The 23,851-nt window shown below is 57.3% G+C and carries 16 protein-coding genes; 8 read left to right on the plus strand and 8 right to left on the minus strand.

The features are described 5' to 3' along the window. The first annotated feature begins 28 nt into the window (after positions 1–28). The 6 genes from VM554_03325 to VM554_03350 all read left to right on the plus strand — a co-directional run bounded on the left by VM554_03325 (position 29) and on the right by VM554_03350 (position 8,548). A complete protein-coding gene (locus VM554_03325; protein HVJ07387.1) occupies positions 29–295 on the plus strand; it encodes a hypothetical protein in 267 nt (88 codons plus the stop codon). A 151-nt stretch (positions 296–446) separates the two neighbouring features. Further along, the gene (dnaX, locus tag VM554_03330) at positions 447–2,564 is read left to right on the plus strand and encodes a DNA polymerase III subunit gamma/tau (protein HVJ07388.1); all 2,118 of its coding nucleotides are present in this window, start codon (positions 447–449) and stop codon (positions 2,562–2,564) included. A gap of 24 nt (positions 2,565–2,588) precedes the next feature. Next, positions 2,589–2,912 carry a YbaB/EbfC family nucleoid-associated protein gene (locus tag VM554_03335; GenBank protein HVJ07389.1) on the plus strand — a complete coding sequence of 108 codons (324 nt, stop codon included), beginning with the start codon at positions 2,589–2,591 and terminating at the stop codon, positions 2,910–2,912. A gap of 32 nt (positions 2,913–2,944) precedes the next feature. Then, positions 2,945–3,544 (plus strand): recombination mediator RecR, encoded by a 600-nt coding sequence (recR, locus tag VM554_03340; GenBank protein HVJ07390.1) that lies wholly within the window; start codon positions 2,945–2,947, stop codon positions 3,542–3,544. A 203-nt stretch (positions 3,545–3,747) separates the two neighbouring features. Next, complete coding sequence (locus VM554_03345; GenBank protein ID HVJ07391.1) at positions 3,748–6,957, plus strand: protease pro-enzyme activation domain-containing protein; 3,210 nt, start codon at positions 3,748–3,750, stop codon at positions 6,955–6,957. A gap of 154 nt (positions 6,958–7,111) precedes the next feature. Further along, positions 7,112–8,548: a glycoside hydrolase family 125 protein gene (locus VM554_03350; GenBank protein HVJ07392.1), complete on the plus strand. Its 1,437-nt coding sequence runs from the start codon at positions 7,112–7,114 to the stop codon at positions 8,546–8,548. 103 nt (positions 8,549–8,651) lie between these two features. Here the strand turns inward: VM554_03350 and VM554_03355 are convergent, their stop codons facing one another. Further along, a complete protein-coding gene (locus VM554_03355; GenBank protein ID HVJ07393.1) occupies positions 8,652–10,568 on the minus strand; it encodes a CocE/NonD family hydrolase in 1,917 nt (638 codons plus the stop codon). Between the two features lie 185 nt (positions 10,569–10,753). On the opposite strand from VM554_03355, the gene VM554_03360 reads away from it, so the two are divergent. Continuing rightward, positions 10,754–11,356 (plus strand): DUF4126 domain-containing protein, encoded by a 603-nt coding sequence (locus tag VM554_03360; protein ID HVJ07394.1) that lies wholly within the window; start codon positions 10,754–10,756, stop codon positions 11,354–11,356. A 5-nt stretch (positions 11,357–11,361) separates the two neighbouring features. Here VM554_03360 and VM554_03365 read toward each other — a convergent pair whose 3' ends face one another. Together VM554_03365 and VM554_03370 are read right to left on the minus strand one after the other, a co-directional pair. Further along, entirely contained in the window at positions 11,362–11,658 is a 297-nt protein-coding gene (locus VM554_03365; GenBank protein ID HVJ07395.1) for a hypothetical protein, read from the minus strand. Positions 11,659–11,797: 139 nt separating this feature from the next. Continuing rightward, complete coding sequence (locus VM554_03370) at positions 11,798–14,359, minus strand: glycoside hydrolase family 2 protein (protein HVJ07396.1); 2,562 nt, start codon at positions 14,357–14,359, stop codon at positions 11,798–11,800. Between the two features lie 502 nt (positions 14,360–14,861). Between VM554_03370 and VM554_03375 the strand changes: the two genes are divergently transcribed. After that, positions 14,862–15,680, plus strand: coding sequence for a hypothetical protein (locus VM554_03375; protein HVJ07397.1), 819 nt, complete (start codon positions 14,862–14,864; stop codon positions 15,678–15,680). A 70-nt stretch (positions 15,681–15,750) separates the two neighbouring features. Here the strand turns inward: VM554_03375 and VM554_03380 are convergent, their stop codons facing one another. From VM554_03380 to VM554_03400, 5 genes are all read right to left on the minus strand, one after another. Beyond that, the gene (locus tag VM554_03380) at positions 15,751–16,383 is read right to left on the minus strand and encodes an Ig-like domain-containing protein (protein ID HVJ07398.1); all 633 of its coding nucleotides are present in this window, start codon (positions 16,381–16,383) and stop codon (positions 15,751–15,753) included. Positions 16,384–16,708: 325 nt separating this feature from the next. Continuing rightward, positions 16,709–17,512 carry a class I SAM-dependent methyltransferase gene (locus tag VM554_03385; GenBank protein ID HVJ07399.1) on the minus strand — a complete coding sequence of 268 codons (804 nt, stop codon included), beginning with the start codon at positions 17,510–17,512 and terminating at the stop codon, positions 16,709–16,711. Positions 17,513–17,673: 161 nt separating this feature from the next. Further along, positions 17,674–18,522 carry an SDR family oxidoreductase gene (locus VM554_03390; protein ID HVJ07400.1) on the minus strand — a complete coding sequence of 283 codons (849 nt, stop codon included), beginning with the start codon at positions 18,520–18,522 and terminating at the stop codon, positions 17,674–17,676. 79 nt (positions 18,523–18,601) lie between these two features. Beyond that, on the minus strand, positions 18,602–19,363 hold the full coding sequence (locus tag VM554_03395; protein ID HVJ07401.1) for a class I SAM-dependent methyltransferase: 762 nt from the start codon (positions 19,361–19,363) through the stop codon (positions 18,602–18,604). 236 nt (positions 19,364–19,599) lie between these two features. Beyond that, entirely contained in the window at positions 19,600–23,802 is a 4,203-nt protein-coding gene (locus VM554_03400) for a choice-of-anchor D domain-containing protein (GenBank protein HVJ07402.1), read from the minus strand. Between the last annotated feature and the right edge of the window lie 49 nt (positions 23,803–23,851).

Raw genomic sequence — 23,851 nt, forward strand, 5'->3', positions numbered from 1 at the left:
GTATCGGGAACGGGGAGACGGTGACTCGATGCGTTTATGGCAGAAGCTCGTTCTGATGAACGTAGTAGCGGTGGGCGGCTGCCTGTTGCTGCTGTCTCTCATTCCGGGCCACGTACCCCGCAGCGTCTATTTCGTAACCGCGGCACTGGCCTTTGGGTTGGGAAACTCAATCGCATTTCTCGGACCCCATCTCTCCCGGGACACCACAGGCCGCCCCGAACGCCTGCAATTGCTGATCACCTTCGCCTTGCTCATCCTCGCCTGTTTTCTCGCCTGGATGTGGTACCGGCGCTGATCCAGATCGCATCGCGAACAGCCATTCTGGCGTAATTGGACGCCGAGGCAACTGCATCGCAAGCAGGGTAGCTGGCGAGCGGATACAATCAGTTTTTTAGGGATTGTTTTCGCCTGCCGAAGCTACCCTGCATGCAACACACCGAGAGACAATGGCTTACCTCGTTTTAGCTCGCAAATACCGGCCCCAGCGCTTTTCTGACGTTGCGGGACAGGACCACGTTACCCGCACCATGATGAATGCCCTGTCGCAGGGACGCATCGCCCATGGCTACATCTTCAGCGGCCACCGCGGCATCGGCAAAACCACCATTGCCCGCATCCTGGCCATGGCCCTGAATTGCAGAACCGCCATCGGCAGCGAGCAGCGCCCCACGCCGGAGCCCTGCGGGATATGCGAATCCTGTACCGAGATTCGCGCCGGGAATGCCGTCGATGTCATCGAGATCGACGCCGCGACCAACCGCGGCATCGACGAGATCCGCGAACTTCGGGACGCAGCCCGCTACTCCCCTGCCCGCGACCGCTACAAGATCTACATCCTTGACGAGGCTCACCAGATTACCGATGCGGCCTTCAATGCGCTCCTCAAGACATTGGAAGAGCCGCCGGACCACGTCATCTTTATGATGGCGACAACGCAGCCGGAAGACATTCCGCAGACCATCCGCTCCCGCTGCCAGCACTTCAGCTTTCATGCCGTCCGCTTCGACGACATTCTGGCGCAATTGCGCAGCATCGCCACCGCGGAGGATATTCTCGCGGAGGATGCGGCTCTCGCTCTGCTGGCTGAGGCCGGAGACGGCTCCATGCGCGATGCACTGTCGATCATGGACCAGGCCATCGCCAGCGCCCCGATGGAGAACGGACGCGCCCGCCTCGATGCGGAGCAGATCCGCGAGCTGATGGGAACCGTGCCCAACAGCGTCTTTGAGCACGTTCTGCAGGCTGTCAGCGACAACCAGAGCGCCACCGTCATCGAAGAGATCAATCGACTGCTCAACGCCGGTCACAGCCCTTCGCAGCTGGCCCGCCAGTTTGTCCGCTACCTGCGTAACTGCCTCATGGCCCGGCTGGGTGGAGAGGCGACGGAGCTCATCCAGCTCTCTCCCGACGAACGGGCACGCGCGGTACGCTCCGCCAGCCTCTTTAGCGAAGAAGACCTGTCCCGATTCCTGCAAATGATGCTGCGAACCTTCGACGAGCTGAACTACCGGCAGGAGCAGCGCTTCCACCTGGAACTCGGCCTGATAAAGCTGGTCCATCTGCAACGCTTGTTGCCTATCGAGGAATTGCTGAGCCAGTTGCCCGTGGGCGGCGCAAAGTCCGGAATGTCCCGTCCAGCCGCGACCTTGCCGTCCTCTGGCCGCAGCAGCACCCCGTCGGCGGCAGCTTCGCACACGCAGACGGCACACACGGAGACGGCACACACGTCAGCGCGCACGACGGCTCCAGCAAGCCCGGCTGCCCCTCCCGCCCCAGCCAAGGCGGCGCCTTCTTTTTCTCCGTTTGAGGCGGACCGCAATCGCAAGTCTGGCGGAGAAGTGTTGCAGAGCACGCCGGCTGTCAAAGGCATGGTTGATCTCGCGGCCTCGGGCAGTCCTGCGCCAGTCCCCAGCCCTGTCTCAGTTCCCAGTCCTGCGCCAATCTCCAGCCCCCCACCGATTGCCAGTTCTGGACCGATGCCCAGTCCGGCATCGCCACGCCCGCTCGCGCCGATCGAAGCTGCCTCCCAACCCGTCGTGGCCACTGCGCCCGAGGCTGAGACTCCCCCATCGCGACAGCCAGCTGCCGCGGCTCCCATTACCGGGAACGGAACCTCTGGGGCTCTCGCCCTGGCTCCCGAGGCCAAACCCGCAAGCCCAGACGCAGGGATCGATCTCGATGCAATCCGCGAAGCCGTCTCCGCCGCACTGGAGAATGGCGGTCATCACACCGCCGCGGCTTTGCTGGCCGCCGGTACATGGTCTCTTTCGGGAAGTACGATCCAGGCGGAAGTTGCTATTAAGAAGACCATGCTCGGCCTCACCATGAACGCCGAGGCCGACAAGATTGCGCGAAACGCCATGCGCGCCGGTGGCTGGACACAGAAGCTTTCCGTCGTTCCCGGCAACGGAGACAGCAAAGGCGGCGAAACAAAGGCTCCCCCCCGCAAGGCCAGCGAGGGCAGCGCCCATGGCCGCGCGCTCAAGCACCCACTGGTTCAGCAGGCGCAGGACCTCTTTCAGGCTGAGGTACGCAACGTTCTCGACCTTAGCGAGAAGAGCTAGGTCACATTTCGACGGAGACACGAGATGAATCCACTAAAACTGCAGGAGATGCTGGAACAGGCCCGCCAGATGCAGGAGCAGGTTCAGCAGAAGCTCGGTCAGACGGTTGTCGAGGGCACTGCGGGCGGTGGTGCCGTCACGATCACCATGAACGGGCGCAAGCAGGTGCTGAAGGTCAGAATTGATCCTGCTGCCGTCATGAGCCTTAGTGGCAGCACCGCCGATGTCGAGATGCTGGAGGATCTGCTCGCCGCGGCCTTCAACGAGGCAGGACGGCGGGCGGATGAAGTGGTCCAGTCCAACCTCAGCGGAGTGCTCGGCGGCCTCAATCTTCCGGGTTTGACGTAAGATTCTGCAGAGCGGTTTTGGGAGAGTTCCGATTGTCAAGATTTGCCGAGCCCATGTCGCGGCTCATCGACGAATTGAAGAAGCTGCCGGGCATCGGCTCCAAGAGCGCCCAGCGCCTCGCATTTCATATTCTGCGCTCCAGCGAGGAGGATGCCAGCGCCCTCGCAGATGCGGTCCGCGAGTTGAAAGAGAAGTTGCGCCTCTGCTCCATCTGCAACAACATCACCGATGTCGATCCCTGCATCTACTGCTCCAGCCCGACTCGCAATCAGCGACTCGTCTGTGTTGTCGAGGAACCGACGAATATCTCATCCGTGGAAAAAACACGCACCTACAGTGGTGTCTATCACGTGCTGCACGGCACACTCTCTCCGCTCCACGGAGTAGGCCCCGAGCATCTGCGCACCGCCAATCTGCTTCTGCGAGTTCAGGCAAGCGAGGTCGATGAAGTTATTCTGGCCACCAACCCCACCATCGAGGGCGAAGCAACTGCCGTGTATCTCGCCGACCTTTTGCGCCCCACTCACGTCAAAGTAACGCGCATCGCTACCGGGGTTCCCGCTGGAAGTGACATCGAGTACGCCGATGAGGTCACGATGGCACGAGCGATGGAAGGCCGTCACGAGATATAAAAACAATTCCGCCGCCAACCGGCAACAACCTTTCGACTCCTCATTCTTTCGCAGTTCTGAAAATATCGCGGCAATTCGCGCAAGGTGGTACCCTCACGGAGGATCCGTTACCAGGATCGATTCGGATGGTTCCATCCCGTTTTGTTTTTTGTAAAGCTGCTGCACACACGATAAGAATCTTCCCTTACAGGACCATTATGCTGATGAAGATCCGCTCTGCCCTTGGTTCGTTTCCGCGCTTCCTTTTAGTTGCTCTGCTCACGACCGGCTTCGGCGGCGTTTCCCGCCTTCACGCACAGACAATCATCCCCTCACGCATAACAGCGCCGATCAACGAGAACGCGCCGGTTCGCCTGCGCGGCAATGTTCATCCCCTGGCGCGGGCAGAGTTCGATCGCGGCGCGGCTCCCGTCTCCCTGCCTGCGGAACGCATGCTCCTCCTCCTCAAGCGCGCGCCGGAGCAGCAGAAGGCGCTCGATGAGTATCTCCGGGCGCTTCAAGATCCCACGTCCCCGAGCTATCACAAATTCATCACACCCGAAGAGTTCGGCAAGCTCTACGGGCCAGCGGACGCGGATATCCAGACCGTCACCAACTGGCTACAGGGTCACGGGTTCCAGGTCAACCAGATATCGAAAGGTCGCACCGCGCTGGAATTCTCCGGCAGTGTCGGCCAGGTTCAGGGGACATTCCAGACCTCAATCCATAGCTTTATCGTGCACGGACAACAACACTGGGCCAACACCACGGACCCGAGTATTCCAACTGCGCTCGCGCCAGTCATTGCAGGCCTCAGCCCGCTGAACAACTTTACGGCTCGGCCAAACAGCACGCGAGCCCCCAGCGCCACCTATGATCCCAGTACGCATACGGTTACGCCGCTGCTTACCTCGACCTCGGGCGGCAACTTTCTTTACGTGGGCCCAGCCGATGCAGCGACCATCTACAACACACCCAACGCATCTCTGAACCTCAACTATTCTTCCACTACGCCGTCCTACGACGGATCGGGCATCACGATCGCGGTCGCCGGCGTCTCTCAGATCAACACCTCCGACGTGGACCACTACCGCACGATCTTCGGATTACCAGCCAATACCCCACAGGTCATCGTGGATGGCACCGACCCTGGCCACAATGACGCTGAAGACGAGGCGCTACTCGACCTTGAAATATCAGGCGCACTTGCCCCGGGCGCAAAAACAATTCTCTACACCGCTGCTAGCACCACCCTGCAGGATGGTCTTTTCCTCGCCATTACACGAGCGCTGCAGGACAACACCGCCAGCATTCTCAACGTCAGCTTCGGCAACTGCGAAGCTGCCTTTGGCAACAGCGGGAATCAGTACATTTCCAGCCTGTGGGAGCAGGCCGCGGCGCAGGGTATCTCCGTCACGGTATCCACCGGAGACTCCGGATCGGCAGGCTGCGACGATCCTAACGCGGTAACAGTCGCCTCGAAGGGCCTTGGGGTAAACGGATTGGCATCCTCGCCGTACAATATCGCCGTCGGCGGAACGGACTATACCACTCTCCCCACCAACTTTCTTACCTATGCCAGCACAACGAACCGTCAAGGCACTCGCGGCTCAGCCCTGAAGTACATTCCTGAGGGTCCCTGGAATGACTCCACCAGTTTTGACGGAAAGCTCGCGCAGAACTCGCCGCTCACCGATAAAAACGGAGCCAAGAATATCTGGGGTGGTGGTGGCGGAGTAAGCATCTACTACACCAAGCCGGCATGGCAGAAGAACGTCACGCCTCAGGATGGGGTGCGAGACCTGCCCGATGTCTCCCTGCTGGCCGCGGATGGCCTCTACTCTGCAACGTGGGCCGTCTGCGCTTCTCCCTATGTCAACTCGTCCGGAGTGACGATTACAGACTGCGTACCCAACACCTCCACCAACACCTATTACCTCTCGGGCTTCGGTGGCACATCGACCTCCGCCCCCGCCTTCGCAGGAATGCTGGCGTTGGTGCAACAGAGCGTTGGCCACAGGCTGGGCCAGGCGAACAGCGTGCTTTACAAACTCTCACAGACCGCTCCCGCCGTCTTTCATGACGTCACAACGGGCAATATCTCTGTCTATTGCAGCGGGGGAACGGCCGCGAACTGCGGCACCAACAGCTTCCTCACCGGCTATGACGCAGGCACGGGCTACGATCTCGCCTCTGGTCTCGGCAGTGTCGATGCCACTGCGATGATCAAGAACTGGGCCAGCGCGGGCCTTAGCGCCAGCACAACCACGCTCAGCCTTAGTCAGACAACCTTCACCCATGGCACGCCAGTAACGATCAATATAGGCGTCTCCGGCAGCGGCGGCACGCCCACCGGAGATGTAGGTCTCGTCAGCAGCAACACCAGTGCGGATGCAGGGGGATTAGGCTTCCTAACCCTGGGCACGTCCGGGACCGCCTCGACCAGCTACAGCTACTTCCCCGGCGGTAGTTACTCGGTCTCTGCAAATTACGGAGGCGATACAATTTTCTCAGGCAGCGCTTCTCCTGCAGTCCAGATCACAGTAGCCCCGGAGGCCAGTACTCTCCAGCTCACCGCCCAAACCATCGTAGGCAACAACCTGGTCAGCGTCGCTAACACGAGCTTCCCTTATGGAACCTACGTCTCTGTCGACGCCACGCCCATTGGCCAGTCGCAGAAGGGACAGACATCTCCCACTCCACTGGGAACTGGTTCCGTCACCTTTACGGATACTCACGCGCCTGTCACTGCCAGCACGGTGGCTGTCAACTCCAATGGCAGCGCCGAACTGCCAATCTATTCTTATGACCCTGGCCCGCATAGCATCAGCGCCGTCTACTCAGGAGATGCCAGCTTTACGGGAAGCAGCGGGGGCCCGGTAGCATTCACCGTCACGGATGCGGCACTGTCTGCGGCGTCCACCTCCCTTGCCCTCTCTGCAGGCCAAAGTAAGCCTGTAACCCTGACACTCACCCCATCCAATGGCTTCAGCGGAACGGTCAGCCTGAGTTGTGCTTTCACCGCTGGCCCCACCAACGCGGTCTCCATCCCCACCTGCAGCATTTCTCCTGCGACCGTCGCAATCAGTGGGACATCCTCTGCGAGCGCAACGCTTACCATTGCAACCAGCACCACCAAATCTGGAGCGGTGCACTATCCCGGCTGGATTACTAGCGGCGGAGGCGCGGTACTGGCATGCCTTCTCTTCTTCGGTATCCCGGCGCGGCGCAGCAGCTGGCGCGCGATAGTGTCACTCCTCTTCTTCGTGGGTGTCATCTCCGCGACGGGATGCGGTGGAGGAGGCAGCAGCACGACTGGCAGCACGAGCGGCGGTACAACTGGAACCACTCCAGGAAATTACACCGTAACTGTGACAAGCTCCACCAACGGATCGGTCATGCACAAACTCGACATTCCCGTCACCGTAAACTAAAGTTCCTTTATCTCTCGAACGGGCGGCTCTCCAGGGCCGCCCTTCCTTATGCCTCGGAAGAATTGCCTCAATCTTTCCCCACGCCACGCGGCCCAAGTTGATACTCTGGTAGGTCATCAAAACATCGCTAAATTAATCCTTATCCGAGGTGTCCATGGATCGCCGTAGTTTTGTAGCTGGATCAATTGCCTTGGCTTCCGCCGCGGCCACGCCATCACTCTTCTCTTCCGATAGAGCCTTTGCACAGAGCGCAGCCGCTCCGCCCTCCAAAAGACCCGAGCCAGGCAAACGAAAGTTTGTATCGACCGCGGTAGACGAACGCATAGCCCAGGTCAAGAAAAAGATTCGCAATCCGCAATTAGCATGGCTCTTTGAGAATTGTTATCCCAACACTCTGGACACCACCGTGGATTTCTCCACCTCGGATGGCCAGCCAGATACGTTCGTCATCACCGGAGATATCGACGCGATGTGGCTGCGCGACTCCACTGCGCAAACCACTCCCTATCTATCTCTGGTCCATCTGGATCCCCACCTGCGCGAGATGTACCGTGGGCTGATGCGCCGCCAGGCTCGCTGTATCCTGATCGATCCGTATGCGAATGCCTTCTACTCATCCGCCCGCTATGGCGAATGGAAGGATGACGAAACCACCATGAAGCCCGGCGTCCATGAGCGCAAGTGGGAGATCGATTCGCTCTGCTACCCCATCCGTCTCGCCTATCTTTACTGGCAGCAGACGCACGACCCGGTTCCCTTTACTGCCGAATGGAGCCAGGCCGCGCATCGCATCGTTGAAACTTTCCGCGTCGAGCAGCGCATCACCGCCGATTCTCCGTATCGCTTTGCGCGCAAGGCCACCAGCTTTACGGACAACGCCCCCAACGACGGCCGCGGCAATCCCACCCGCAAGATCGGCCTCATCCACTCCGCGTTTCGTCCCTCGGACGACAGTTGCCTGTTCCCATTTCTCGTGCCGTCGAACATGTTCGCCCGGACGTCGCTTGATCAACTGGCAGTGATCGCGCGTGAGGTCCTGCACGATGCATCGCTCGAAAGCTCTGCGAAGAGCCTCTCCGCGCAACTGGCGAAGGCTCTGGAAGAATACGCCATCACGGAACATCCGAAGCACGGCAGAATCTTTGCCTACGAAATCGACGGCTACGGAAACCGCCTGTGGATGGACGACGCCAATGCTCCCGGCCTTGTATCCCTCGCCTATCTGGGCTGTCTCGATCGCAAGGATTCGCTCTACCAGAACACCCGCAACTTCGCCCTCAGCGAAGACAATCCCTACTACATGCGCGGCAAGTATGCCGAGGGTGTAGGCGGCCCGCACACCGGCCCGGGAACCATCTGGCCACTCTCGATCATCATGCGCGCGCTCACCAGCACCGATTCCGCCGAAATCAAGAACTGCATCGAGATGCTGATGCGCACCGATGCAGGCACAGGATTCATGCACGAGTCGCTCGATCCCAATAACCCCGGGAAGTTTACACGGTCCTGGTTTGCCTGGTGCAATTCCCTCTTCGGTGAAATGATCGCCACGATGGCCGACCAACACCCCGACCTGCTCTCGTCCATTTAGAAAAGATATTCGTAACTATTACAGATACAGTCCGCTGATTCGGGTGAATCAGCGGACTGTATCAATCACCACAACTTCGCCACCTCACAGCTTCCTGGCTGGCTCACGGCTGAGGCAGCACCATCACTTCCACTCCCGAGGCGCTTCCCTTTCCAACAAAGATCTGCTCCGTAGCCTTGTGGAAGTCCTCCGGCCTGGCATTCGGTATGTCGACAAAGCTCTGCGGGTTCCGATCCACGAGCGGAAACCAGGAGCTTTGCACCTGAACCATAATCCTGTGTCCTTTACGGAAGGTGTGGTTCAAGTCCGGCATGGTGAAGTCCAACTCTGTCATCTTGCCGGGGCTTAAAGGCTCAGGCTTCTCCCAACTGTTGCGGAATTTGGCGCGCATCGGCTCGCCACGCAGCAGCTGCTGATATCCGCCCATACGCAGCGGCGGAGCACTCAGCACCCGCTTACCCACCATGTCCTCTTCCGGATCGGGATAATCGTTGGGATACACATCGATCAGCTTCACGACAAAATCCGAATCAGTCCCCGATGACGCAACCTTTAACTTTGGAGAAACCGGGCCTGCGATCGTCACGTCTTCTTCCAGCACGTCGCTCTGGTATACCAGCACATCCGTGCGGCGTGAGGCGAATCGCTGATCGTCCACCATGTAGCGTTGCGGCACGGTGTCTGTCGTGTAGGAGACGAACGGCACCGGGTGCGCCGGGTCGCTCACATACTCATCCACCGAGCCACTCTCTGTGGGAGGATCGAAGGAGAGCTTTCCTCCGGCACGCAGATAGAGCATCTTTGCCTGCGCTGCCTTCGGCGGCCAGCTTGCATATTTGCGCCACACATTCGTGCCCGTCTCAAACACCTCCGCCTCCGCTGGCGCTTCGCCCTTCCCTTTCAGATAGTGTTCAAAGAATGGAAACTGCAGATTTGCGCGAAAGAATTCCGCCGTCTTCGCGTTGAACTGCACATCGCCCAAATGATCTCCCTCCGAGCGCGCCCAGCCACCGTGAACCCATGGGCCGATCACCAAAGCATTCGGAGTCCCTGGATTGTTGTGCTCGACAGCGTGATACACCTTGAACGGACCAGAGAGGTCCTCCGCATCAAACCATCCTCCCACGGTCATTACCGCGCACTTCACGTTCTTCAGGTGGCGCGACAAGTCTCGCTGTTGCCAATAGCTGTCATAGGTATCGTGAGAGATCTGGTCGGTGAAGAGGCGGTTCTTTCCCTGGAGATACGTCTTGTTCAGATTCGAGAGCGAACCGGCATTGAGATAAAACTCATAGCTGTCCGGTGTGCTGAACTGAAAGGACGGCTCTCGTGGTGGCAGGCTCGGCTCCGGAAACGGCTTGAAGAATGTATAGAAGCCAAAGCTTGCCGAGAGCATGAAGGCGCCCCCATGATAGGAATCATCGCCCTGAAAGAGATCCGTCATCGGAGCCTGCGGCGAACAGGCCTTCAGCGCCGGATGGGAATCAATCATGCTGGCCGAAGTATAGAAGCCCGGATACGAGATTCCCCAGATACCGACCTTGCCGTTGTTATTCGGCACATGCTTCAACAGGTACTCGATTGTGTCGTAGGTATCCGACGCATCATCCACATCCTGCGGTCCCTTCTTCACGTCGATGTGCGGATGCATCTCGACAAATTCACCTTCCGACAGGAAGCGGCCACGCACATCCTGGTAAACAAAGATGTAACCAGCCTTCTCGAATTCATCCGATGGTCCTAACGACGACTTATACTGATCTTCTCCATAAGGGGCGACGCTGTAGGGCGTGCGATCCATCAAAATCGGATAGGGCTCCGACGCATTCTTCGGCACGTAGACCGAGGTGAACAGCTTCTTCCCGCCACGCATCGGAATGCGGTATTCATATTTTGTGTAGTGCGCTTTGACATAGTCCTCGGCGGGTGCCGCAGGCTTCTGTTGCGCTATCCCTGCGGTTGGGAGCGTAAAGAACATTGCTACCAGCGTGACAAGTATTTGAGTTTCAGTCTTCCGCATTCTTCTGGTTCACCTTCCATCTTTTAAGCTTCCCTGCTATCCCTTATGGGCTCCTTCATCATCCCACTCCCTGCGCTTCTCACAAAGAAGCATTTCACCGCGGAGCCAAGCCTCTCTGCCGCAGGAGGAGAGTTACTGCCTTTCGTCGAAATGTACTAGAATCAGCCATCACGGGAGAGTACCTTATGACCGCCTTCACTCCAAGCACGATCGCGGCGCTGGTGATCGCTGCAAGCTTCGCTGCCGGTTTGAATGTCTATGCCACTGTGCTTACGCTCGGCCTGCTTGCGCATGCGCACTGGGTCCAGTTGCCGCAGGGGTTGGAGGTACTCTCGCGATGGTGGGTCATCGGCATCAGCGGAGCGCTCTTCGCAGCGGAATTCATCGCAGATAAAATTCCCGGCTTTGACATGGTCTGGAACACCATGCACACGTTCATTCGTGTTCCAGTTGCGGCCCTGATCGCCTACGGAGCCACCTCGCACCTCTCGCCTGGAATGCAGGTGCTCGCCACCACAGCTGGCGCCACGATTGCTCTAGCAGCCCATGGATCGAAGACGGCGGTGCGCGCCGTTCTCACACCGAGTCCAGAGCCTGTTTCTAATATCGCCCTCAGCACTACCGAGGACGGAGTTGCCATAGGCCTGACATGGCTCGTGACGCAACACCCGTGGACTGCTGCCACCATTGCCGCGGCGCTTACCCTGATTGCGATCCTGATGACTCGATGGATGGTGAAGACACTGCGCCGCCTGTGGCATCGTACGGCGCAGGCACCGGTTGCCTGAAAGCACTACATCCCCTTTTGCGCCCTGCGCTGACGAGCCCAGCGCTTCTTCTGCGCCAGGGCAATCCTTCGCCGACCCTCGGCGCTCAACACCCGCTTCGCTGGTATGCTGCTCGCGGACTTGCTGCGATTTGCCGCCGCGTTCGTCGCCGTTCCCCGAACCTTGCCATGGCTGGCGAGCGCGCGCCGGGTCAACGAATCAATCTTCCTTAATCCCCTGCCGCTCTCGACCAGCATGCGACGGACTTGGACGAGCTTCGCAATCTCGCCTTCGATTTCAATGAGTATCTCTGCGCGTGTCATACCTCGCAAGTATAACCAAGGATCAAGCTTGAAGAGCGCGCGACTCGCAGGAGAATTATTGGACAGCGACAGGGGCCACCCTATTATCGAGTGGCCCCTCTTCTTGCCCCTTGTCTTGCCCCTTGTCGCGTGCCCTTCGTTAATGTGCTACGGAGGGCTCGACAGCCTCGGCTGTCGGACCAATGGCGTCTACCAGAGAAATTACTTTCAGGCTCGAACGTAGATCCTCCAACAATGCCTTGCTGGTGATCCTGATTTCCTGTGCTTCTCCTGGAAGAAGATCGATGTAGTTATCTGACATCTTCACGTCGTGGTTCCCGAAGGATGCGTAGACGCTCCGCGCCAGCGCCTTCGATGCAAGCCGCAAGGTGTATGCATCGCCCGATTGCGCCAGCGTAGCCTCGATGGCAGCTACAGGCAGATGCACCAGCTTCGGTGGGGCAAGGTAAACGATGTTGCTGGAAACTCGTTGACCGCCAACCAGCAACTCCGCAGCGCCATAAATCTGCGCGGAGTCGGTTCCGTCCTTGCTCACAAATTCCGTCAGCGGCCACACCATGTAGCTCTTGCTGGAAAGCGCCGGTATCTCCACCGTTTGCTGCTCGTCGCGAATCACTGTGCCATCCAGGTTCATCAGCCGAAGCCGAAGCTGTGCATTCGTCGGCGTCATCTTGTCCGAGACGACGTATACGGCCAGCACTCCGTTCTCCACGTGCGGAGAGACGAGCAGTGGACTATAAAACCGTTTCGCATAGTATTGGAGAGCCTTCCAGCGTCCATAAGAATCCAGGCTGGCCCAGGATGCCACAGGCCAGCAATCGTTCAACTGCCAGTAGATCGCACCCATCGCGCGCGGTCTTGTCCGGCGCAAATGCTCCGCGCCAATCCGCATCGCCTCCGCCTGCAATACCTGGCTGGCATAAAGAAAGTTATTGAAGTCTTTTGGCGTGCCGTAATACCGCTGCATGTAATCGCGAATAATCGAATTCCCTGCGTTGTTCTTCTGATGCGACAACATCACCGGGGTAAAAATGCTGGTTCGATCCTCCGGCAGTGTAAAAGCATCCACCGTGCGCTGTTCCGGAAATGACTGGAAACCGAATTCCGTCATGAATCGCGGAAAATGCTTTTCATATTCGGTAAACGGAACACGTCCATGCCAGACACTCCAGTCATGCATGTCCCCGGACTGAAAGTTCTCCGAGAGTTCCTCATAATCCGCTGAAGGAGAGCTTGGCCAGTAAGGTGTCTCGGGGTTGAGCCGGTTCACAGTGCGATCCAGAATCCCGCTGAAGATGGTCAGGTAGTCCTGCCACATCTGCAGCTTCACATCGGCGGGCAGACTCTGGCGTCCATTCCAGGACATCGCCGCTTCGGTCTCATTGTTCCCCGACCAGAGCACGATGCTTGGATGGTTGCGCAGACGCGTCACCTGATACTCGGCTTCCTTCTCCACCCCCTGCTTGAAGGCGTATGTGCCGGGCTGCCAATCGTTCCCAAACATGAAGTCCTGCCAGATCATAAGGCCGAGTTCATCGCACATGTCATAGAACTCGTCCGTCTCGTAGTAGCCGCCGCCCCAGTGCCGGATCATGTTCATGTTGGCATCGCGAGCCGACTCAAGTACCTGCCGGTATTGCGCCGTTGTCACACGGCTGGGAAATGAGTCGAATGGAATCACATCTGCACCCTTGGCAAAGATCGGGATCCCATTCACGTTTATCTCAAACGATCTGCCCCACTGGTCCAGATCACGCCGCAACACGATCGAGCGCAATCCTGCGCGCGCCTGCCGCTCCGCCTCCAGTTTTTTACCGATACTCAACCTGGCATTGAATTTGTAAATAGGTTGGGCGCCATAGCCAATTGGGAACCAGCGCTCCGGCTGGTTGATGTCCAGCGGCAGAATCACGTGGTTGACTCCCTTGGCCAGTACCACGTTGCGGGAGACTGTCGCGCGCTTCTCCCCTGTGCCGTAATCCACGGCAAGGGTCGCCCCACCATCGCCGGAGGCAATGACCTCTGCCTCAATCGACAAGTGTGCAACGGACGCACTGACATCCTTCTGGTGGATGTAAAGATCGGCGATCCTTGCCTTATCCCACATCTCCATGCGGGCCGGACGCCAGATTCCGCTGGTCACAAAACGCGGGCCCCAGTCCCAGCCATATTCATACGCAGCTTTGCGAATATAGGTCTTTGCTTCCACCTTCGTCCGCGAACGCCACGGATCCTTCACCGCGATCTTCTCCGCCGCACGTATAGGAGACGGAAAGACAATGCGAAGCTGATTGTCCCCCGCCTTCAACAACGGCCTGGCATCGATGCGCCAGCCGAGGAACATGTTGTCCGCGGTCAGCGCCAGTTTGTCGTTGATGTAGATCTCTGCATATGCGTCCAGGCCGTCAAATACCATGTCCAAATGCTGGTGGCGTAGCATCTCCGGGGTCACCTGGAGAGTTTTGCGATACTCCCAATCGGCATTCTCGATCCATTGCAGTTTCGCCTCATTGTCCCGGTAGAAAGGATCGGGAATCAGCTTGTTCGCAATCAGATCCAGATGCACATCGCCGGGAACCTTTGCTGGCCTCCACTCCGATGGCATGTCTCCGGGTGCAGGCGCCGCCGTGGGAATCTCGCGAAACTCCCATCCCGAATCCAGCGAAACGCTCTGCTGGGTCTCCTGCGCAGGAAGATTCATGGTTGCAACACCGAAAAAGAATAGGCACAGCAATGGTATGAGGGACTTCCTTTGCCACGAGAACATGCTCCGAGCTCCGTTCGACAAGTGAATGAAAACATGATTCGATTCTGTCAACCCAGGTAGACAGGGTTGGATGACGCTCCAAACCGCCCCATGGATGCACACACTTTTCCCGTCTCCCAATGGATGGAGCGCGGATATAGATAAATCGATGAACCTGTTGTTTTTATTCTTATGGCCCCTTGCATGTCAATCCGGCATACATCAGGCTACTTGCAGCGATGGAAAGGTTACCACGGCGTTGATCCATAAGATGACCGACTGGATCGTCTCTATCGCACACAACGTTCAGCACGCTCGTGTTATTCCTTTGTGATTGCACTTGTGGTTACATTTGGGGATACGATGTGAGGGTGCGATGCCGTCCATTGGAGGCGATGCCCTGTTGTGGATCATAGGAACGAGATGTAGGACGCAGTTTAACCGAAGGGAAGATTACATGATGGAAATAAAGAGTAGCCAGATCGCTCACCCCCTTACCGCTCTCACCCCTGGCAGGATCCTGTCCATCGGTCTCACGGGGCTGGTTCTGCTCGCAGGTTGCAATAAACAGCCCGCTCCCCAGACGACCCCGCCAGCCGCGAGTCCGCAAACCTCCAGCACCACCGCGCCCAATCAGTATCAGTCGGCACAGCCCGGCTCCAACATGGCCGCTTCCAACTCGGCGCCCGCTGCAGCAGCCGCTCCAAGGGCTATCGAACGGCCTCCAGCACCACCTAAGGTCTACACCATTCCTTCCGGCACTGCTGTCACCATACGTACCGGCTCGGAAATCAGCGCAAAGACTGCCAATGTCGGTGATCCCTTCTCGGGAACGCTGGTGAATTCCCTCTCCTCTGAAGGCAAGCTGCTCTTCCGGGCAGGTGCTCCCGTTTCCGGCACCGTAGTGGCCGCTCATGGCCAGGGCAGATTCAAGGGAGCCGGCGACCTGGGCGTAACCCTCAAGTCCATCGCATCTCATCCCGTATCGACTTCCACCTATGAGAAGAGCGCGGGTGGCAAGGGCAAGCGCAGTACGGCAATGATCGGCGGCGGCGCCGGTGGTGGCGCGCTGATTGGCGGTCTCGCCGGCGGTGGTAAGGGCGCTTTGATTGGTGGATTGCTCGGTGCCGGCGCAGGTACGGCAGGCGCAGCACTTACGGGAAATAAGAACATCTCGATTCCTGCTGAGTCGACCATCACCTTCACCCTCAGGGCTCCGGTCAGCATCACTTCCAGAGAGAGTGCAGCCGATGCAACAGCAGCACCGGCTCAGTAACGTGTAAGCCGGCACACGCAGAAGGGCACCTCCAGAGTTCTGGCGGTGCCCTTTTCAGTTCTGCTGTTTGCTACTGCGTTACCGTTAGCGTGGTGGTGGCGTTCACTCCGCCCGAGCTGCCCTGGATTTGTGTGTTGCCTGTCGCGATGGCTGTCGCCAGCCCGTTGGCATCGATTGTCGCTGTAGTGGTCACCGATGAAGTCCAGGTAGCCGTTTTGGTAATGTCCTGGGTTGTTCCATCGGCATACTTGCCTGTAGCAGTAAATTGCTGGGTCGTTCCTTTTGCCAGGCTAATCGTCGGATTCAGCGGAGCCAAGGTAATCGACTGCAGGGCGGCACTTTGTACCGTGAGACTGGTTGTACCGCTCACCCCGCCGGAGGTTGCAGTGATGGTGGCTGTTCCCGCGGCAATGCCCTTTGCCAGTCCTCCGCTGCTGATCGTGGCCGTGGTCGGTGAAGAGGACGTCCACACCGGCGATATGACCTTTGTACTGCCGTCGTTATAGGTTCCCACGGCCTGGTATTGCTGCGTTGCCCCAATAGTGACAGTCGCACTTGCCGGCGTCACCGCGATCGACGACAGCGTTGGATCCACAAAAAAGCCCTTGCACGCAGTGCACGCCAACAGAATCAGGCTGGCCGCAAGGATACTCGCAAAGGCCGCTAACTTATTTTCCCGGTGCTCCCTCGGGCTATCTCCCATTTCTCTCATAGATCTGCTGCCCCCCGGCTTGCGGCGGTATTCCCTGTCTGTCTGTGCCCGTCTCTTCGATTTCCAGCCCCGTCAGGCGATGCTACAGCGGATTTCCCATCCCTATATACCGCAGCACCTGCTTGTATCGCATCGATTGACGTGAGAGACGCTGCGACCGATTTCTCTCTTTGCCTCTGCCCGATAGACGCACCTTATCACTCTGCGCTCGGACGCGCAGGAGGATCATCGTCCGGGCCTGAGTGTGGTCAAAAGGAAACAGAAGAGGCTCCCGCCGCGGCAAGCACTCGTCGTATGCCCGGCGAGTCCCCCTCTATCAGGCCGCCTTGACCATGATTCCAAACTGGGCGTCCTTGTTCTCTTCCTGAATGAACGTGGGCATCAACGGTTTCGCCGTGGCGGCAAAATCCGCAAACGCATCATTCATCCCCACATCGTCTGATAGCAGAATTCCACCGGGACGCAACCTCGGCCAGACCGACTCAAATTCAAACGTCATGTTGCGAAACGTATGGAGGCTATCGTGAATAAAGACATCCAGTTCACCAATGGAAGCAAGAATGTCGGGAAGAACTCGTTTGGTAGGCCCGAGGTAGAGCTTCCAGCGGCCTCTTAGATGTTGAGGAACGAGCGCGCCAACATGCTGATCAGCTTCCTTCCCAAGCGGCGGAAAATCAATGCTGAAAAGTCTTCCCTTCCGATTGACCGCTAGTGCCTGGAGCGCAAAGGCACTTGAGACTCCATTCGCCACTCCCGTCTCCAGGACCACATCCGGCATGCGGAGCCGGCAGATGACATAGATCGATCTGGCCAGCGCGAAGTCTCCGTTATGATTCCGGTTGAACGAGTCTTCTGCGCTGGCTTCCGCAATCCTCTCCGACACGGCCTTTTCAATCGCTGCTAGATCCTTCTCTGCAAGAATCTTCGCGATGTCGTCCTGCGATACATTCAGTGCCGCGCTGAGCGCATCCATTACCGACATAAACTCGCAGGTCTTGGTTGAGGAAATCCCGCGCTCCTTTTTGACCTCTACAACCGTCATCACTCGGTCGTAAAACTCCACCGGGTGCGTTGGGAGCAAGGAAAGCAACCGCAAAGCCTTGGAGGGGGTGACGCTCATGGAATCCTCTTCTCCGCACGCACCCGAACATGGTGGGCAATATAAGAATTGCGCCGACGCCGGATATTCGCGCCACTTCATTTTGAGAGTCTCGATCTCAAATGCGTTAGTTTAGATGCGGATTTCCAACCGGTCAGGTGTGCAGCGTATAGGATTTTTTCTTACTCGCCTGGCACAAAAGGCCACATCGAAGTCACCGTGTGCCCACCGTCCACCGGAATCACCTGCCCGGTCATGTAGTCCGACTGACTGCTCGCCATATACACCGCAAGCGGACTGACATCTTCCGGCGTCCCCAGACGCGGAGACGGCTGACTCTGCTTCAACCAGTTTTGCAGCTTCTCATCCTTCCACATCTCGCGGTTTAGATCCGTAAGGATAAAGCCTGGAGCGATGCAATTTACCTGAATATTATGCCGCCCCCACTCGGCCGCAAGGCACCGCGTCCATTGGGCAAGCGCCCCCTTGGAAGCTCCATAGATAGTGATATATGGAATGCCGATCAGTGAAGTCAGACTTCCTATATTGATAATCTTCCCGCCAGCTTTACGGGCGATCATATCGCGTCCGACGAACTGGGTTAGCCGCATCAACCCCACGAGGTTCGTCTGCAGGATGGCTTCCATCTCGTCCCGAGTGAAATCCTCGAAAGCCTTGCGAATATTCATCCCGGCTACATTCACCAGTATGTCGACCGCACCCGCTGCCTTGGCTGCACGCTCAATCGAGGAGTCCTGCGTCACATCCAGTTCCACTGCGCTGCCCTTCAATTTTTCAGCGGCGGCCTCCAAAGCATCCATCGAACGCGCTGCCAGAACAACATGTGCGCCTTCCTCCGCCATCTTCGTCGCAATCGCCAAACCGATTCCCCGGCTCGCACCAGCTACAAGTACCCGCTTCCTCTCCAGCAATCCCATATCTCTTCTTCCTATCTCTGTACGCGTGGCAATGCCGGCGCGAATCGCAGCTAGCCCTTCGCCGTATTCGCACTCGGCTGTACTCTGCTTCAACAGATCTCAAAAATATGCGTAAGACCGCCGCTATCTGCGGCAGCCATTTACGCCATTCTATCGCGATGCTGAATTTATCTTAAGCAGCGGTAGCACGCGCCTTGTTGTTCTGTGCATATTCGGGGTCGAAGTGGCCGTTCTTTATCCAGGGCTGGTACCCGAGCTTCGCTACGGCGCCGAAGAAGTGATTCCCCTGCGAGCGCGTCGGCGGTACGAGGTTTAATAGCCCGCGACACTTCTGCGCAGCCTGGGTAAGCTTTCCCCACGACGAGGTCGAAATCTCGCGCTCGTGCTCCGTAAGATTAAAGTCCCAGTAGCGAAAGCTGTAGCAAGCGAGCTTGCGTTCCGGAACAGCGCACAGTGCCGTCTTCTTCAACTCCGCCGGTGTCCAGCGGTGGATGAAATTCGGCACATCCGAATGCATCACGCCCCCGCGAACATTCTCGTTATCCATGACCGCAACGATCTCATACGGCTGCTTGAGGCCAAGCGACACCGCCAGATGAGCCGTCATCGAGTCGTTCGGTTCAAAGAAAACGACCCATCCCCGCGCAACCCGCAACATCTCCGCCAGTGCCTTGTAGGGAGAGCGGCAATGATGCAGAGTCGCGTGCGCAAACACCAGGTCGTAGCTGTCATCTGGCAGCGCAATCGCCTCCGCATTCAGATGTAGGCCTGTAGTATTCAGGTTGGACAGGGTCAGGTTGTGGAAGCCGGCACCTTCCAGAATTGCTACATCGTCACTCGCTCCGCCAATCACCAGCACTCTGCTATCAAGAGGGATGGCAGCCTTCTGGGAGTAACTCGCGAGAATATGAATCGGTACGGAAAGATCCCTCATATATGCCCCCACACAGTTCTTCCTGTTACTGCCAATGGACTTCGAGCGTTCTAAGTAACCCGGGCCTCGAAGTGTTGCGATGGGCAGAGATGATAGCAAGCCAGGAGCGACTACACAAACTCCTGCCCAGATACGATTTACGCCAGTGATTATCCGATTGAAACTTTCGTTTGGCAACTTGTTTCCGCAGGCACCGACGAAAGAGCAAAGAGACAACCTCTTTATCCAGAATTCTCCTATTGCGCCTTGATTGAAATGCCTTGCACCGAGTAAGCCGGAACGTCGATCGTAGTTGTATAACCTGTTCCCTGTTGCGTTAACGATAGGGAGGAGGAATTAATCATCGCTCCATTCACAATTTGGTAGAGCGTAGCTTGAGGTGTCCCAAAGCCGACGTTCTGCAGGCTCACTGATATGCGTGAGTAAGCCGTGGATGTCGGATTGGTGATCACTATGGCATCCTGAGTCGCGTTATAAAACGCCGTCGCCGCCAATCCACCACCACCAGACAGTGGAGTCACAGACTTAGCCATGTAACCACCAGCGGCAAGTCCCAGGTAATTGCTGGCGCCTATCAACTGGAACGCATAGTACTGCGGATAGGGCGCAGGCGTTGCGCCTGCGGAGTAGAGGCAATCGGAGTTCTCGTCCAGAACCCCCACAATGCAGAACCATGGATACGCAGAACTCGCAAAATAGACAAGCTTACTTGGTAGAGGTAATCCGCTGTACACCGAATTCAGCATGTCGCTGGCATACAGTGCATTCCAGACGGGCGCATAGGTCGCATCGTTCCGGCAGCAGTCCTTAAAGAATGCCCAATTTGTGTTGAACTCTGTCACATAAATCGGTGTGTTAGCCCCCAACGGCTGGCTACCCAGCTTTACCTGCTGATAGACCTTGTTATAGACGCCATAAGCCCCATTATTTGGATCCTGTGTCTGTTGATAGACGGAATTAGTGCCGTTATAGCTATCCCATTGGGCTTGCAAGCCTACTTTGCCAAACAGATAGTGGTGATAGCTGACAAAATCCACATAGGGTGCAGTCGTCGAACCGCTGAGAAGTGTGTTGATCCATAGCTGCGAATACCCCGAAAGCACAGGGCCACCGACACGGATGGTTGCGCCATCCGCGGCTGCCTGCTGCTTCATCAACGGAGCGGCAGCGGCATAGATAGACATGTAGGTACTCAAGTGATTGTTCGTGCAGAGACCTGTCGCATTCGGCTCGTTCCAGATCTCATAATCCTGAACATAGCCTGGAAATTTGGCATCCATGTGAGCCACATAAGCCGCAGCCATCTGTCCCCATTGATTTACGTCCGTTGGAGCAACCGTGGTATTCCCCGTTCCGCAAGGATTAGGATTCGGCTGCAGCCATGGCGGCGTCAACGAGATCTGTAGAAGAACCTTTTGTCCAGCCGCCTGGATTGAGGCGATCATCGGGTCGATCTTCGTCCAGTCCGGCGTCGTGGTACTGAAGACCAATGGAACCTGCGCATACAAGCGAGATACTGTCACACCCGCCTGAGTAATCAACGTCCTGTCCGCCGTAGAATGCATGGCCTCACCCCGGCCCGCACCAAATATATCGGCGGCAATCGGGTAGTTGGTAAAGGTGCGCCCACCAAAGTCCGCTGAGATACCAGACATCACGGTGACGACTGCACCGCTTGTCTTATTCAGTGTCGTATCTGTAACTCTCACGGTATGTTTTCCAGGAGTGGCGGGAGCCGTGTATACACCGTTATTGGTCACGGTTCCAACGGTAGAATTGCCGCCTGCGATGTTATCCACCGTCCACGTCACCGTTCCTGCGTCCGGTACGGCACAGAGTTGAGGCTGGAATGTCTGCTGTCCGGATGGCGGGATGTAAGAGGTGTAGGGATAAATTCCAAATGACGGGCTGCTGGAGATGGTGATGGTAGACGATCCCGTAACACTGGTTGAGGCTTGGCTAACCGCACGTATGTTATGGGTTCCGGTGGTTGCCGGCGCCGTATACAAGCCTCCGGAAGTAATGGTGCCCACTGTACTGTTTCCGTTGAGTTTTCCGTCCACATACCAGGTCACTGCGGTATTGGTCATTCCCGTTACGATGGCCGTGAACTGCATCGTCTGCGATGGCAGAGAACACGGCAGGTATGGACCGACGGTAACCATAGGTCCGGGATCTCCAGCGATTCCTGTGCCGGTTAATGGAATATTCAGCGGGCTCCCCATTGCGCTCTCATTGACAACCATAGTTGTCGAGCGCGTGCCAATCGCCTGGGGGTTAAAGATGATGGAAACCGTGCAGGTTGCATTCGCAGCCAGCGTGCCGCTGCCATTGCTTCCAACGCAGTCGGTGGTAAAAGGATAGTCTGCCGACGTCTTGATCGAGTTGATCGTAAGCGCTACGGACTGGTTGTTGGTGATCGTCACCGGCAAGGGGGTGCTCGGCGTCAGGACAATCTGGTTATAAAAGTACAAACCTCCTACTACCGGAACCGTCGATACGGCTAACACTGCATTTCCCGATATCGAAATGGTTTGTGGCGAGCCCGGCGCATCATCGGTAACGACGAGATTGCTGGTGGTATATCCAACCACTGTCGGCGAATAGGTAACTGTAATCGTACAAGTCTGGCCCGCCGCCAAAGAGCTTCCGCAGTTGTTCGTCTGTGAAAACGGCGCACCGATCTGAATACTGGAGATCGTTAACGGCGTTGTTTGTCCATTGGTCAGCGAGAGATTCTGGGATGCACTCGTTCCAATCGCCTGGTTGGGGAATGCGTAGCTCTTGAGCGACGTCGTCACTCCGCTCGAAGTCGTTCCACCACTTGCAGAGCCCGATAGATATAGGACTTGGGTTCCCGAACCATAGTTGACAATCACGGAGCCGGTCTTCGTTCCAGATGACGTGGGAACGAAATTCACAGTTATCGTGCAGCTCGCATTTGCCAATAGAGTCGATGGACAGTTGTTGGTCTGAGAGAAATTCCCTGTCGTGGTAATGCCACTGATCGTGAGCGATGTTGTCAGCTCATTCGTTAACGTTGCGGTCTGAGCAACGCTGGTACTCCCAACCGCCGTACTCGAAAACGTAAGAGACGTCGGCGAGAAGAGTACCGGGCCAATCACGCCCGTACCACTCAAGGGTACCTGTTGTGGGCTTGCAGGACCGTTGTCCGTTATTGTGATGGTGTCGGAGCGGACCCCTTGGGCCAGCGGTTGAAAATCTACCGAGATGGTGCACGACGCACCGGCTGCAAGCGTCGATGGCGACAAGGGGCAAGTCGTCGAGGTGATCGCATAATCCGCCCCAACGCCGATTGAGGCGATCGCCAATGCCGCGGATGTTCCGTTCGTCACGGTCACCGTCTTTGCGGACGATATCTGGCCGATCTGTACGTTGCCCCAGGAGAGTGACGCAGGTGAGAACGAAACACCGGTTGATACCGATGTCCCCGTACCGGTCAGAGATGCTGTTGTCGGCGACCCCGGCGCGTTATGGGAGATCGTGAGCGTATCCTGCCTGGTACCAGTGGCCGTTGGTGTCAACGTGACCGTCACTGTGCATGTGGCATTCGCTGCAAGCGAGTTCGGACTCACCGGGCAGTTTGACGAAGTTGTATAGTCCGTCAGACTAGTTGCTATCGAAGAGATTGTTATCGGCTGGGTATAGGTGTTGGCTAACGTCAGGCTCTGCGGAGAACTTGAAGCACCAACCTGCACGCTACCAAAGTCAACACTGTTGGGCGTGAGCGTCACATAGTTCGACGGCGTCGATCCCGAAAGATAAAGCTGCAACACACTGCTGCTGGTCGGCGTCGTGAAGCCCACCGTAACGCCACCACTGGAAGAGCCTGCTGCAATCGGACTATAGGTCACAGAGAAGGTGCAGGTAGCTCCAGCGGCCAGGGTGCTGGGGCTGATCGGGCAATTATCCGTCTCTCCAAAGCGCGCGCTCACTTTAATGCTTGTCAGGGTAATCGCGCTGGAGGTGGTGTTCGTTAATGTAGCAGATTGCGGCGTACTCGTCGTGCCAACAGCAACGCCCGTAAAGCTCAGTAATGTAGGCGAAAACAAGATAGGCCCGACGGCACCAAGTCCAGACAGCGGCAGGGATTGCGTCGCGCTAGGGGCATCATCCGTGATTGTGACTGCATTCGTCCTAGTGCCCGAGGCCAGCGGACGAAACTGAATGGAGACGGTGCAGGAAGCCGCCGCAGCCAGCGTGGACGGAGAGACTGGGCACGTGGTCGCGCTCACAAGAAAATCCGAGCCTGAAGGAACAGAAATACTCGAGATCGTCAGAGGGACGGATTGACTATTGGTCAGCGTAAAGGACTTTGCTGCCGAGACCTGACCGATCTGCACTGTATTCCACGAGAGGCTGGTTGGGGAGAGTGTCACGTCCTGCGCCGCTGCAAAGGCGGCCATTAACGGAAACATTGTGCACAACATGAAGTGAAGCTTGTTAGGAAGGAGCTTAGTCTTTCGT

The sequence above is a fragment of the Acidisarcina sp. genome (assembly GCA_035539175.1).
Lineage (GTDB): Bacteria > Acidobacteriota > Terriglobia > Terriglobales > Acidobacteriaceae > JANXZS01.